The following is a 13,726-nucleotide window of genomic DNA, read 5'->3' as shown; positions in this document are numbered from 1 at the left end:
TAATTCAGCGATGTCGGCGCCTGCGCTGCGGCTTGTTTACGTGCGCCGCGCGCGATTTCCTGGCCGTGTGCGCTTGCTCAGCCGTGCCGCACACGAGATTTTTGCGCAGGCGCCAGCCGTGCTGGCGTGCGAGCAGCTGCGCGAGGCCTATGTGCTGCAGCTGGCAGCGCTCGTTGATGGCTGTACCTGCAGCTAGCACAGGCTGGTATTCGGCGACGTCGACGCCTGCGCTGCGGCTTGTTTGCTCCGCGCGCAATCCCTTGGCAGCGCGCGCCGGCTATCGTGCTTGGCTTGCGCTTGGCTTGGTCTCGGCCTGGCATCGGCCTGGTATTGCACAGGCTATTGTTACCTCGCGCCAGTCTCGGATGGGGCTTCCGCTGCCGCCGTCTGCTGCTGCCTTCTGGTGCAGCTGCGTGGTGCAGCGCGTCGTGGCGCGCCAGAAAACAGTGCACCACAGCGCGTTCAGCGCCTGACTTTCTTGGCCGCGATGATATTTCGGCACAATTTCTGTATACAATCATCGCTGGCACGAAGCGTGCATGGCTTGTTGGAGTCGTCCCATCCAAGGAGCTTCGCATGCATCATCGGCCGCTAATGTCTTCCTGTCATCCCGTTTCTTGTCCCGTTTCTCTCTTGCTTTTCCCTTTCACCTGCGCCCGTCCGGGCCGTGGTAACCCAGGAAATGGAGCGTAAATGGCCACTCCCCGTCTGAAATCCATCCACCGCAGCGTGCCGGGCGCCACGCCTGCCGCGCCATCGCCTGTCGATGAAATATTGCCTGCCGGCAAGCTGTTCACCCTGGGCTTGCAGCACGTGCTCGTCATGTATGCGGGCGCCATCGCCGTGCCGCTGATCGTCGGCCGCGCCCTCAAGCTGCCGCCCGAGCAGGTGGCGGCATTGATCAGTGCCGACCTGTTCTGCTGCGGCCTCGTGACCCTGATCCAGTCCCTGGGCATAGGCAAGTACTTCGGCATCCGCCTGCCCGTCATGATGGGGGTGACCTTTGCCGCCGTCAGTCCAATGTTGGCCATGGCGAACAATCCGGCCCTGGGCATCACCGGCATCTTTGGCGCCGTGATCGGCGCCGGCGTCGTTTCCATGCTGATCGCTCCCTTCATCAGCCGGCTGCTGGCCCTGTTTCCGCCCGTGGTCACGGGCAGCATCATTGCCGTGATCGGCGTGTCGCTGATGCGCGTGGGCGTGAATTGGGCCATGGGCGGGCCGCCTGCCATGGCGCAGATTGCCGATCCGGCCTTCCTCAAGATGGCCGCTGCCGCCACGGCGGCGGGCTTGCCGGCGCCGCCCGGCCCCGTGCCCCTGATCGCCAATCCAGGCTACGGCGCGCTGGATAACATGGGCATCGCCTTCTTCGTGCTGGCCATCATTTTGCTGGTGGCCAAGTATGGTCGCGGCTTCCTGTCGAATATCGCGGTATTGATCGGCATCATCGCCGGCACGGCGCTGTCGTTTGCGCTGGGCAAGGCCGATTTCGCCAAGGTGGCCAGCGCGAAGGCCTTCGCCATCGTCACGCCCTTTCAGTTCGGCATGCCGACCTTCGACGTGGTTGCCATCGTCACCATGAGCCTGGTGATGATCGTCGTCATGATCGAGTCGCTGGGCATGTTTCTGGCGCTGGGAGAGATGACGGACAAGTGCATCACGCAGGCCGATATCAGCCGCGGCTTGCGCGTCGATGGCCTGGGCACCCTGATCGGCGGCATCTTCAACACCTTCCCGTACACCTCGTTTTCGCAAAACGTGGGCCTGGTGGGCGTGACGGGCGTGCGCAGCCGATGGGTCTGTGTGGCGGCAGGCCTTATATTGCTCGTCATGGGCGTGATCCCGAAGATCGCGCAGACGGCCGAAGCCGTGCCGGCGTTCGTGCTGGGCGGGGCAGGGCTGGTGATGTTCGGCATGGTCGCCGCCACCGGCATCCGCATCCTGGCCGGCGTCGATTACAAGAGCAACCGCAACAACCTGTTTATCGTGGCCTTGTCGATCGGCTTCGGCATGCTGCCGCTGGTGGCGGAACAGTACGCGCAGCACATGCCCAAGGCCCTGTCACCGTTGCTGCACAGCGGCATCCTGCTGGCCGCCATCGTCGCCGTGCTGCTCAACCTGTTCTTCAATGGCCTGGCATCGCAGGAAAAGGCGCGGGAGCAGGCGCGCGAGAACACCCATGGCAGCGAGTGAGGCGCCGCCCGGTGCCATGAATGCGGGTTAGCCGGGCGGCAGAGTCCTCAGCACCACGCAATTGCGCCCCGCATCCTTGGCCTGGTACAGCGCGGCATCGGCCAGGCGCAACAGGGCGTCCGGATCGGCGGTACCCGGCGCCGACTGGACCGCGATGCCGACGCTGATCGTCACCTGCTGCGCTTCCGTACTCGCGTGGACGATGTCCATGTCTTCGATGGCGCGCCGCAGCGCTTCGCCGATCTGGCGCGCTTCGTCCGCGCCCGTGTTTGGCAGCACGATCGAAAATTCCTCTCCGCCGTAGCGTGCCGTCAGGTCGCCTGCGCGCCGCATGCCGGCCGCCAGCGCCTGCGCGACCCGGATCAGGCATGCGTCGCCGGCCTGGTGGCCGTGACGGTCGTTGAATAGCTTGAAGTAGTCGACGTCGAGCATGACGACGGCAAGCGGCTGGCCGACGCGCGTGGCACGCGCGCATTCGGCGCGCAGCACGTCGTCGAAATGGCGCCGGTTCGACAGGCCGGTCAGGCCATCGGTGATGGACAGGGTCGCCAGCTTGCGGTTGGCGTCTTCCAGCTGCCCGGTGCGTTCGGCAACGCGCCTTTCGAGGGTGTCATGCAGCCTGGCGCTGGAAATCGAGATCATCGCCTGCGCGCCGAGCATGCGCAGGAACGCCACGCGTTCTTCCGTAAACGAGGCGTCGGCCAGCCGATTCTCGAAGTACAGGATGCCCTCGATCTGGCCGCCGTGCCGGATCGGCAGGCACATGACGGCGCGCGGCAGGTGCGACTGCACGTACGGGTCGGCGGCAAAGCGCGAGGCGCCCGCGATGCAGTCTTCGATCACCTCCGCGCCAGTGCGGATGACGTAGCGCAGCAGCGACAGGGGGAATTGCGGGTCGCTGGCGGCGTTCAGGTCGAGCTGGCGCGCTTGCAGGACGGTGACGCCATCGTCATCGATATTGGCTTCCAGCCGGTAGCTGCCTTCGGACAGCAGCAGCAGGCGCGCCACCTGCCCGCCGGCGTTTTCGCACACGATGGCAATGAGGCGTGTCAGCACGTTGCGCAGGCCGACTTCGTTCGACAGGATTTGTGCTGCCTTCAGCAGCGACACCAGGTCGAGCGCGGAACTGCCGTGCGTGTGGGAGACAGAGTGCCGCTGCGTGCCGCGGCCCTCCATCCTTGACAGCAGCGCAGCATGACGCTCCCGCAGCTGCGCCACCTTGCCGTCCGCGCCCCACTGGCCGTAATGCGCGATGGCGTCCCGGATGAAGACGGCGGCCACGCGCGGCTGTCCCTGGTCGCACCAGCATTCGCCGCACAGCTCATTGCCCAGCGCTTGCATGTTGACGTAGCCGGCCACGCCGGCTGCGTCGATCGCCTGCTGGTAAAGGCGCGTGGCCAGCTGCAGGTCGTCCCGGTAGCGTGCCAGCTCGGCCATCACCAGCAGGTGCTTGGCGGCGCTATTGTCCGAGCCTTGGCTGGCCCATGTGGCGAGATTCGCCTGCAGCGTGCCGATCACGGTCAGCACGGCGCCCGCGTCGGGACGCCCAGGAGCGCGCCGCACCGCGCGGATCAGGATCAGCGCGGCGTAGAAGCTGCACTCGGCCACCTTGGCCTGGCCGCGCATGATCTGCGTGACCATGCCGAGCTGGCCGGCCAGCGGTTCGGCGTCGGCGCCGTCGAACAGGTAGGCGTTGCGGATTTTCCCCTGCAAGAAGTAGGCGCGGTACAGCTGCGAGTCGCCATATTGTGCGAGGAAGCCTGCCTCGCTGAAGGTCGCATCGTCGTAGCTGTCATGACGGGGCAGGAGGCCCGTCAAGCACTTGATCGGCTGGATAGCGGCGGCGACACAGCAATCGGCCATCGCCTGCTGGCCGTTGGCGCGCATCAGCGCCAGGTCGTGCTCGATGTCGTGCATCAGGTGCGGCAGGTAGTCGCCGAGGATGATACGGTCGGTGGCGCGCACGGCCGCCACCACGCCGACCTGCACGAAGTCGGCGATTTCCAGCGCCCAGCCAAACGCTTCCTCGTACAGCGCGTCGGAGCTGCGCAGCGGCTGCGTCCAGTGGTTGCTGAGCGCGCCGAACATCAGGCCCGTGAGCGTGCGCGTCTGCAGGTTGGCACGGCGCCTGGCCAGCGCCATCGCCATCGCGCCGAAGTCGTAGCCGCGTGCGATGTCGCCGCTGTACAGCGCCAGCATCATCGCGTAGCCGACATAGGCGACGGCGCTGAAATCGCTGTTCCCCCGCTGCATGGACAGGCGCGTCATCGACACCACCATCAGCGCGCTGAGATCCTGCTGGCCGGCGTAGTAGCTGGCCATCCACAGTCCCTGCATCATCTGCATCGCGGCCACCGCGTCCGGTTCGCACATGTCGGCCGCCGCCAGCAAGGTGTCGGGCGCCTGCGCGCCAGGCTGCCGCCCGATGTCGGCGAGAATCTCGGCGAAGCGCGCCTTCATGTGCGCTACCTCATGCGGAATGTCGATGTCCAGCTGCGCCAGGCCGTCGCGCTGCACGGCGATGGCGTCGAGCAGGCGGCCCTGTAGTTGATACTGGTGCGCCTGGATGGCTATGCAGCGTACCTGCAGCAAGGGGTTCATGGTACGGGCGCGCACCAGTGGGTAGATCGCCTCGGCGGCATCGAACTGGCCACACAGGTAGGCCGCTTCGGCGGCGCCGAGCTGCAGTTCGAGCCAGAGGCCGGCGTGGGCATTCCAGGCGTCCGCCGGCAGCAGGCCGAGACCGATTCGCATGTGCTCCAGGGTGGACTGGAACGCGGCGGAACGCCGTGCCTTGACGCCCGCCTGGAGATTGAGCGTTGCCAGCTGCACGCGCTCGCCCGCATCGTCGATCAGCGCGCGGCCGGCGTTGAGCTGCTCGACGATGTCAAACAGCGCCTCGTCCTGGCGTTCCGGCGGCGTATGCCGCAGCAGCAAGCGGCCGAGGAGAAGATGGTTGGCCGCGCGCGCACCGGCGTCGGCGACCAGGTAGGCGGCCTGCTGCACCCGGTCGTGCAGGAAGCGGTAACTGACGCCGCTGCTGCCGGCGGGGGTGTCGCCATTGACGTATTTATAGCGCTCGTCGAGTGGCTGGATCAGGCCCGCCCTGAGCGCGGGCCACAGGTCTTGCTGCGTTTGCCGGGGTGCGCGGTCTACTGCCAGCGCGAGCGTGTCGAGCGTGAAGCGGTTGCCGCTGGAGGCGGCCAGCTGCAGCAGGTGCTGCGTCACGCTGGGCAGGCGGCGGATTTTTTCCAGCAGCACCTCGACCACGTTGTCGGCGTATCCGGCCTGTTGTATCGCGGGCAGGTCCCAGTCCCAGCAATCGTCGGCGGGCCGGTAGCGCAGGTGGCCCGTCTCGTTGAGCGCAGCGAGGAACTGGTTGAGGAAAAAGGGATTGCCAGCCGTCTTGCGGTAGCAAATGCTGGTCAGTGGCGCGCAGTAAGGCGCCGCCACGCGCACGGTGGCCGAGACCATTTGCGCAACCTGCGGCTCGGTCAGTGCGTTCAGTACCAGCGTCGACAGGCGTACCTCACGGGCGATCAGCTTGTCGCGCAGCGCGATGAGCGGATGCGCGGGGCCCACTTCGTTGTCGCGGTATGCGCCGATGAACAGCATGCAGCTCTTGTCGCAGGAGACCATGAGCAGCTCGATCATCCTCAGCGTGGCAGCATCGGCCCATTGCAGGTCGTCGAGGAACAGCACCAGCGGATGCCCGGTGCAGGCGAAGACTTCGACGAAGCGGGGGAAGAGGCGGTCCAGGCGCCACTGAACCTGTGCCGGCGCCGACGCGGGCAGCGGCTCGGTGGGACCGACGATCAGGGCCAGCTGGGGAATCAGTTCGACGATCACGCCCACGCCGCTGCCCAGGGCCTCGTGCAGTTTTGCGGACCAGTGCCGCAGCGTTTCTTCTGGCTGGTCCAGCAACTGGCGCACCAGCCCCTGGAAGGCCTGGATCAGCGAGGCATACGGCACATCGCGCTGGAGCTGGTCAAATTTGCCCGACAGGAAGCGGCCGCGCCGGGCGATGATGGGCTTTTGCACTTCGTTGACGACCGCCGACTTGCCAATGCCCGAATGGCCGGCCACCAGCAGCATCTCGCAGGTGCCGGCGGCACTGCGTTCAAACGCCGCCAGCAGCACGGCGATGGCATCCTCGCGCCCGTGCAGCGTCTGTGGCACGAGGAAGCGGCCGTTGTGGTCGGACAGTTTGAGCGCCTGCGCCGGCTTTTTTGCGCGGCACGCTTCGAGGTCGCTGCGCAAGCCTTGCAGGCTCTGGTAGCGCTGATCGGCATTTTTTTCCAGCAGCCGCTGGATGATCGGCAGCAGCTGGCCGGGCAAGTCTGCCAGCGCCGGGTGCGACCAGTCGGGACTGCGCGCAATGTGGCAATGCACGAGTTCCATCTCGTCGCCCGCCTCGAACGGCGCGTGGCCGGTCAGCAATTCGTACAAGGTGGCGCCGAGCGCATAGAAATCGGCGCGCCAATCAACGCGCCGGTTCATGCGCCCGGTCTGTTCCGGCGCCATGTAGCGCAGTGTGCCTTCCAGGGTCTGGGGATGGGCGATGCCGTGGCTTTCGTAGGGCAGTTCACAGGCGATGCCGAAATCGATCAGCTGCAGCAGGCGCTGCTCGTCATTCCACACCAGATTGGAGGGATTGATGTCCTTGTGGATCACGCCGTGATGATGGACCTCGTCCAGCGCCGCGCACAGTTGCAGCGCGATGTCGAAAAAATCGTCCAGCGCCAACGCGGGCTGCGACGGCGTCCTGCGCGCCGCCACCTGCGCGCGCAATAGCTGGTCGAGCGCCAGGCCGCCGGTATCTTCCTGGATCATCGTCCAGTGCCCGCCGTGCAGCTTCAACGCCAGCGGATGCGCCACGCCAGGATGGCGGCAGCGGCGCGCGATCGCATACTCGCGCTTGAATTGTGCCAGTTGCTGAAAGGAGGGGAACTGCTGATTCGGCATCTTGACGATCAGCGCCGTGCCATCGGCAGTCCGGGCGCGGTAAACCCGCGAGCGGGTGCCGCTGTGCAGCTGTTTGATGATCTCGTGGTCGAAAAGGGAGCGCATGGGCTGGGCTTGGCGGTACACAGACGGTTGCGGGAGCCCTGGGGCGCACATTTCGGAGCATTAGTTGATTGTAAGTATTATATCAGTAGGGAGTCGCGGGGGAGGGAGCGGGGCGATGGGCGCTGTTGTAAAAACGTCAGCGGGGGGGCAGGCGAGTGCAGGAAGGGCGCGAGATGACAGCAGGGAGCTGCGGCGCATCGGGTGGACCGTGCGCCGCAGCCTTATCAAGTCAGGACCAGTTTTTGAGTTATGCACGTCCCAGGGTTGGGTCGCTTACGGAATCCTTGCCATTCTCGATTCGCCCTGCGACGCGGCGCCGGAAAGTCTTCTGAGTATTGCAGGTGACCGAGAAGTCATACCAGTTGCCGCTGTCGGCCAACGACCAGTGAAAGGATCCCACCTCACCGGCGGCTACCTCGATGGTCCAGCCCTCCATGCATATCATTGCTGCGTCCTGCCTGGAAGTTTATTCGTCCTGTAATCGATAATATTGATTAAAAGCAGCTTTTCAGCATTGAAATCATCTTATCCCTGGACCCGGACAAGCTGCGCCAGGTCATGCGCGAAAGCAAGGGGCCGGGCAACGTTCGCAAGCTGTTCATGTGTGCGCCGAATGGCAAGAGGGATGGTATCCAGACCCCCGCCACACCTGTCTTCTATACAGCAGGGCTCTTTGGACTCAAATTTGCGTGATGGTCGAAGGCGCATGAGGACTGACGGTTTTAGCCTATGTCTTGGTGTCTGTACTCCAAGCATCATTTATCTTCACACTCTTGCATCATTGCCGGGTATTGCGACCTCAGGACATGGCACAACCTTGTGACGCTAGTGCACGCTCTTCATCAACACCAGCACGAGGAACACGCCAAGCACGAGGTTGGCCACCAGCAGCAACATGCAAGTGCGCCACAGCGCACCCCATTTGCCCAGGCTGTAGGTGCCGCGTAGCTGCAGAAACATGTGCAGGGGCGGCGCCAGGCACACCAGCAATGCGATCAGCCAGCCCTGGTTGAGCATCGCCAGCGGTATCAGCACGGTAAACAGCAAGGACATGAAGCACAGCGAGTACAGCACGAACACCGCATGGTCGTACATGGCCACGCCAGGCTTCCAGAAAAACATCAGCCACACGAAGGGCAGCGAGATCGGGATCAGCAGGAATGAGAACTTGTAGGCCGTGTTCTTGAACTTGTAAAACGCCAGCTCGGGATTCTCTGCGGCGTGATGAACGCTTTTTTCAAACTCCGGAAACATGGCGTTGGGATTCGGCGGGCTGGCCGCGATTTTGGAGGCAGTCTTGTCGAACCAGCCGGGCTCTGTCAGCTCAAGTGCCTCCTCACTGGTCGCTTTTTCGGGTGACACGACGTGCAGCAGGCGTTGCTCGGCTTCGTGGTGCAGCTTGCGCGAAACGGCCAGCGCCTTCTCGACACCAGCGACGCCGACATCGGCCTTGCGGGCCGCCTCCAACGCCAGCTCATTGCGCTCGACCTTGAGCTTTGCAGACGCGGCGTGATTGGTCAGCGAGGCGATATTGGCATCGCGGGTGAGAAGCTGGCCTCCGCCGAACGAGGTAGCGAAAAAGGTCAGGAACACCATGAACAGGAATAGCGCGAGCGGCGAAACATAGTTCTTGCGCTGGCCATCGATGTAGCGGCGCGTCAGGCGGCCAGGAAAGGCCACCAGCAGCGGGATCGTCTTCCAGCCCTTGGCGTCGAAGTGCAGGATGCCGTGCACGACTTCTTCGGCCAGGTGCAGCAACGAATGGTGGACGTGGGCCGACTGGCCGCAGGCCTGGCAAAACGCGCCGCCCAGCGGCGCCTGGCAGTTGGCGCAGTTCGCAACGTGCGCGGCACTGGCCGGCTGCGGCGTTTTATCGTCCTCAACCTTGCTGGCCGGCATACCTGCCATCGCCAGGGCGCCGACCGCTTTCAGCTCACTCATCGTGCAACTCCCACCAGGAAAATGGCTGATTGTGCAACAAGGCGCCTGTATGTTCAAGTAATACTGGTAAAAACGGCAATCGGTACGCTGCCGGACAGTGCCGCAGCGGCACCGCCAAGGCCATCGAGCATGCCTTCAAGCGCTGGCCGGGGCTGCAGCCCGAGCGAGGGGCAGGTCCGACAATCGCTGGCCTTGATCGGACAAAGGCGAAGAGGGGGCACGCGATTTGACGCACTTTGAGCGGCTTTTCGTGTGCTTAGTTCCACGTGCTGTGAATGATGACTTTCATGCCATGAGCCACTCTATGAAATGGCACATGCGCTACCAAATTATAGTGGGCACTATATTGATCCGACCTGTAAATGCCGGCTGTAATTGTAGAGAGCTGCTGGATTTTTAATGCAGATATTTTTTTGGTGGCCGCCACATAAAAACGCAGCCACCGCATCATTGAACTAAACGGTTACGCCAGTGTTGCAGCCGATATAAATCCATGCATTATTAGTCGCGTTCACACCCAACAAAGCTGCGGAGTAACCAGTACCCCAGTTTTGCCCCGAATTCCAGGAGCCGGCGGCTGAGTTGGTTATCTCTGTCGCACTTAACCATGCTCCCGGATTACTTGGCGGATTGCCACTGTATATGGCAACGGCAAGTCTTACCATGCCTGGAAAGTTTTCTGACCAGTTAATGTACGCCTTGCCTTGATATTCGTGAAGAGTAATGCTGAAGCCGGCTGAAATGCCAGCAGACACAGGATTTATGTTACTTGCTTCTACCTGTTTTAAATCGAAAGATTGGTCGCTCATTTTTTATGCCTCTAATGTTAAATTGATTGGATATGAAATAAATATCAAAGGCCTATGCTGCATGGCCGATCAGAAAACATATTAAAAACATCTACATCTACATCTACATCTACATCTACATCTACATCTACATCTACATCTACATCTACATCTACATCTACATCTACATATGAAAATGAAGAAAAATTCAAAAGAGACCGCAATGTAATATTTTATGTTTAATGTTGGCTAATAGCTGATGAAATATTTCATGGGAGTTGCTATCGATTTTGTACTTGCTCTATGAAAGTTTTTTGGGATGAATAAATTATTGATTCATGTTATCAGTATAAAATCTATGAAATTACACACATTTACACAAATAAGAAAATATTTTTAATTAAGTACGGAGGCCGGAATCAAAGATTTTTGCATGCCCTGAAAGACCTACCGTGAGCCACTCTAAATTGTTGGAACTCTTGCATCTATCCTCTATCGAAAACCGTCACGATGATGGCATCCTTGGGGCGTTAGGATGCATGACATGAACACTAGGATCTACGTAAACAATCTCACCTCAAGGAAGTTGCGTACCAGGTTGATCATCCACTTATCTCATCGCAGAATGGGAGCGAGGTGAAACACGCCGGGCGACGGCGGGCAGACGGCTCGACCACGGCGCTATACCAATTACATAATTGGCTAGCGGTGTATTCGCCAAGGCATGGGGCCACGGGTACCGATCGAATGCGTCGCCGCAGTTTTTCCCGACGACCATGCCACTGTCGGCGCCGCGCCGGACTTCGGTCTCGCGTTCCGACGCCCAGGCCTCGGCCTCGGTACTGAATGTTTTACATTCCCGTGTGCGGAGGATGGCGACTACTGCCCGCCAACCGCCAACCCGTTTCCTGAATGAAGCCATGCATCCCGCTCGTTGAGGCGTAATCAGGCGTAAATTTGGCGTAATCGCTGCTGGTTTTTGTCGGGTTTAATATGGGGTAACAGGAATCTCGGGACGTAAAAAAAGCCATTAATCCCTGGGGTTTAATGGCTTTTTCAATGTTTCTGAATTCTGTGCGCTGGTGCCCGGAGCCGGAATCGAACCGGCACGCCCTTACAGGCGGGAGATTTTAAGTCTCCAGTGTCTACCAGTTTCACCATCCGGGCAGCGCGGCGAGATTCTAGCACAGGTGATGCGCATCACGCCATCCTGCGCCTTAGCCGTGCAGTCCGGTTTTATCTACCCGCCATCAGAACGTCGCCTTGAACTGCACCCCATACGTGCGTGGTTCGTTGATGATGCCTGTCAGGTTATCAAAATCGATGGCGCCCAGCGACTGGATCTGGTTGGTGATGTTGCGACCGTACGCGGAGAGTTCATAGCGATCCCATTTGTAGCCGACGCGCAAGCCGCCTTCCAGCAGTTCCTTGGCCTTGTATTCCTTCGCTTCGTACAGGAAGAAGTTGTAGCTGGTGCGATAGGCCCAGTCCGTGTAGGCGTAGAACTCGCCATTGGCGAGGGGAATGCTGTACTTCAAGGTGAAGTTGGTTTGCCATTCCGGCGCGCGCGGCAGCGGGTTGCCGTCGATGTAGGCCGTGCCCTTGAAAGGGCCCAGCGGATCGGTGACGGTGCAGCCGCTGGCCGGGTTGTTTTGCGCGTTGCCGCAGCTTTGCACGAACAGCTTCTTGTCCTGGATTTCCGTGTGGTTGTAGCTGCCGCCCAGGGTCATGCTGAGCGAATCGCTGAGGTTAGCCTGGAAATCGAGTTCCACGCCACGGCCCGTGGCCTTGTCGGCGTTGATCAGCTGGTTCATGTTGACCGCGCCGCTGCCGGCCGTCAGTTGCTTGTCCTTGACGCGGTACTGGAACACGGCCACGCTCAGGCGCGCGCGCTTGTCGAACAAGTCCTGCTTGATGCCGGCCTCGACGGACAGCGCTTTCTCGGCGCCCGCAAACGAGGGGCGGTCGGCCAGGCCGTTCAGGCGGCCCTGCATCGATGGTGCGCGGTAGCCGGTGGCGATGCGCGCGTAGGCGTTCGTTTCCGGCGTCAGCACATAGGTGCCGCTCAAGTCCCAGCTGATGTTGTGCGAGGTGTCGTTCAGGTTGAAGGGGCCGGCCGTGGTCGCTTCTACCCGCTTGGCGGAGAAATCCTTCTTGTCGGTCGTGTAGCGCAGGCCGGCGCGCAGTTTCAGGGCGTCCGAGACCGTGTAGTTGAGCGAGCCGAAGGCCGCGTACGACTTCGAGCTCTGGTTTTGCGTGGCGTAGGCGCTGTTTTGCGGATTGCCTGGCGCCAGGCTGTCAAAGCTGATGCTGTCGATCTGGATATCTTCCTTGAAGTAGAACAGGCCGGCTATCCATTGCAGCGGGCCGCGGGCAGATGATTCGGCGCGGAATTCCTGCGAAATCTGCTTGTGGTTGGGAATCACGTCGGCCGTTTCCACGACGAAGGGGATGAAGCCGGGACCCATCGGCGGCGCGTACACGGCGCCATAGCCGCCGTCGACGTCGGCGCGGCTGAAGAAATCGAGTTTTTCGTAGCCGGTGATCGAATGCAGGGTGACGCCGGGCAAGTCCCATTTCAGGCGCATGCTGCCGCCCTTGGTTTTCAGGTGCTGGCGGTTGATGCCGTCGGTCGGGTAGTTATCGTAATCAAAGCCGTCGACCAGGTCATTCGTGCCCTGTTTCAGGATGTTGGCACGGAACAAGGTCGCCGTGCCGTCGAGGTTGCGCGCATGCACATTGAACAGGGCCGTGAAATCGCGCGTGGGCTTGACCAGCACCTGCAGGCGGGCGGCGCTGTCTTCATAGCCTTCGAAGTCGCGCGTGCCGGTCGGGCGCGGGTTGTGCACGCGGTCGTCGCGGCGCTGCGTCTGGCCGGAAAAGCGCAGGGCGACCGTGTCGCTGACGGGCACGTTGAAGGCGCCTTCCAGGTTCTTCATGCCATCCTTGCCGAAGCCGCCGCTCAGGTAGCCTTCCGTCTTGAAGACGGGTTTGGCGGAATCGAACTTGATCACGCCGGCCGGCGAGTTACGGCCGAACAAGGTGCCTTGCGGGCCGCGCAGCACCTCGACCTGATCGACGTCAAACACGGGAAAACCTTTCAGCATGGCGTTTTCCTGCACCACGTCGTCCATCACCAGGCCCACGGGCTGTGAGGCGTTCAGGTCGAAGTCGGTATTGCCCAGGCCGCGAATGTAGAAGCGGGGAAAGGTGCGGCCGTAATCCGATTCGACGGAGACGCTGGGCGAGCGGCTGTTGAGGAAGCGGATATCGGCGCCGCCGGCCGTCAGGGTGTCGAGCTTGTCGCCTTTCAGGGTGGCGATCGACATGGGCACGTCCTTGATGTTTTCCGCGCGCCGCTGCGCCGTCACGATCACCGTTTCCAGCTGGCCGGGACCAGCCTGCGCCGCCGGAGCGGCAGGCGCCGGGACGCTGTCCTGTGCCTGCGCCATCGCCTGCAGGGGAAAGGCGGCAGTGATTGCCAGGGTAATCAGGGTGTGGCGTACGGTGCTGGCATGCGGTGTCATCATGAAACGGCTCCTGTCGGTCAAGGTTGTTCGTAAGGTCCAGGCAGGCGCAAGTCCGCTAGACGAAAAATCATGCTAGCACGGAAAGTTTTGGTATTCATGCCATTTTCCAGTGACAACCTTTCATATCCATTTCGACTGAATACGCGAATAAAATCGTATTTGTCGTCAATATCGGGCGGGTGCATAGTGGGATGCCGCCAGGCT

Annotated in this window: 7 protein-coding genes and 1 tRNA gene; 2 read left to right on the top strand and 6 right to left on the bottom strand. The window is 61.6% G+C overall.

What is annotated here, in order from left to right; genetic code table 11:
- Positions 1 to 40: 40 nt before the first annotated feature.
- Both AC3IQ7_RS19260 and AC3IQ7_RS19255 read left to right on the top strand, forming a co-directional pair.
- Complete coding sequence (locus AC3IQ7_RS19260) at positions 41 to 196, top strand: zinc-binding metallopeptidase family protein (protein ID WP_158301248.1); 156 nt, start codon at positions 41 to 43, stop codon at positions 194 to 196.
- A 497-nt stretch (positions 197 to 693) separates the two neighbouring features.
- A complete protein-coding gene (locus tag AC3IQ7_RS19255) occupies positions 694 to 2,193 on the top strand; it encodes a nucleobase:cation symporter-2 family protein (RefSeq protein WP_489207059.1) in 1,500 nt (499 codons plus the stop codon).
- A 27-nt stretch (positions 2,194 to 2,220) separates the two neighbouring features.
- On the opposite strand, the gene AC3IQ7_RS19250 is transcribed toward AC3IQ7_RS19255, so the two are convergent.
- The 6 genes from AC3IQ7_RS19250 to AC3IQ7_RS19225 all read right to left on the bottom strand — a co-directional run bounded on the left by AC3IQ7_RS19250 (position 2,221) and on the right by AC3IQ7_RS19225 (position 13,519).
- A complete protein-coding gene (locus AC3IQ7_RS19250; RefSeq protein ID WP_489207058.1) occupies positions 2,221 to 7,263 on the bottom strand; it encodes a diguanylate cyclase domain-containing protein in 5,043 nt (1,680 codons plus the stop codon).
- A gap of 247 nt (positions 7,264 to 7,510) precedes the next feature.
- Positions 7,511 to 7,699 carry a phospholipase domain-containing protein gene (locus AC3IQ7_RS19245; RefSeq protein ID WP_158301250.1) on the bottom strand — a complete coding sequence of 63 codons (189 nt, stop codon included), beginning with the start codon at positions 7,697 to 7,699 and terminating at the stop codon, positions 7,511 to 7,513.
- 389 nt (positions 7,700 to 8,088) lie between these two features.
- Positions 8,089 to 9,204 carry a DUF3667 domain-containing protein gene (locus AC3IQ7_RS19240; protein WP_489207057.1) on the bottom strand — a complete coding sequence of 372 codons (1,116 nt, stop codon included), beginning with the start codon at positions 9,202 to 9,204 and terminating at the stop codon, positions 8,089 to 8,091.
- Between the two features lie 455 nt (positions 9,205 to 9,659).
- Positions 9,660 to 10,013 carry a hypothetical protein gene (locus tag AC3IQ7_RS19235; protein WP_322427820.1) on the bottom strand — a complete coding sequence of 118 codons (354 nt, stop codon included), beginning with the start codon at positions 10,011 to 10,013 and terminating at the stop codon, positions 9,660 to 9,662.
- 1,059 nt (positions 10,014 to 11,072) lie between these two features.
- Positions 11,073 to 11,159: transfer RNA gene (locus AC3IQ7_RS19230), tRNA-Leu, on the bottom strand.
- An 83-nt stretch (positions 11,160 to 11,242) separates the two neighbouring features.
- On the bottom strand, positions 11,243 to 13,519 hold the full coding sequence (locus AC3IQ7_RS19225; RefSeq protein ID WP_489210483.1) for a TonB-dependent receptor: 2,277 nt from the start codon (positions 13,517 to 13,519) through the stop codon (positions 11,243 to 11,245).
- Positions 13,520 to 13,726: the final 207 nt, after the last annotated feature.

Source organism: Janthinobacterium sp. GL_088, from assembly GCF_057837845.1.
Note: the sequence above shows the minus strand (reverse complement) of the source record. Positions and strands in the feature narration are given on the sequence as shown.

Coding starts and splice junctions, on each gene's coding strand:
- AC3IQ7_RS19255 (WP_489207059.1), top strand. CDS start 694: ATGGCCACTCCCCGTCTGAAATCCATCCACCGCAGCGTGCCGGGCGCC.
- AC3IQ7_RS19250 (WP_489207058.1), bottom strand. CDS start 7,263: ATGCGCTCCCTTTTCGACCACGAGATCATCAAACAGCTGCACAGCGGC.
- AC3IQ7_RS19245 (WP_158301250.1), bottom strand. CDS start 7,699: ATGGAGGGCTGGACCATCGAGGTAGCCGCCGGTGAGGTGGGATCCTTT.
- AC3IQ7_RS19240 (WP_489207057.1), bottom strand. CDS start 9,204: ATGAGTGAGCTGAAAGCGGTCGGCGCCCTGGCGATGGCAGGTATGCCG.
- AC3IQ7_RS19235 (WP_322427820.1), bottom strand. CDS start 10,013: ATGAGCGACCAATCTTTCGATTTAAAACAGGTAGAAGCAAGTAACATA.
- AC3IQ7_RS19225 (WP_489210483.1), bottom strand. CDS start 13,519: ATGACACCGCATGCCAGCACCGTACGCCACACCCTGATTACCCTGGCA.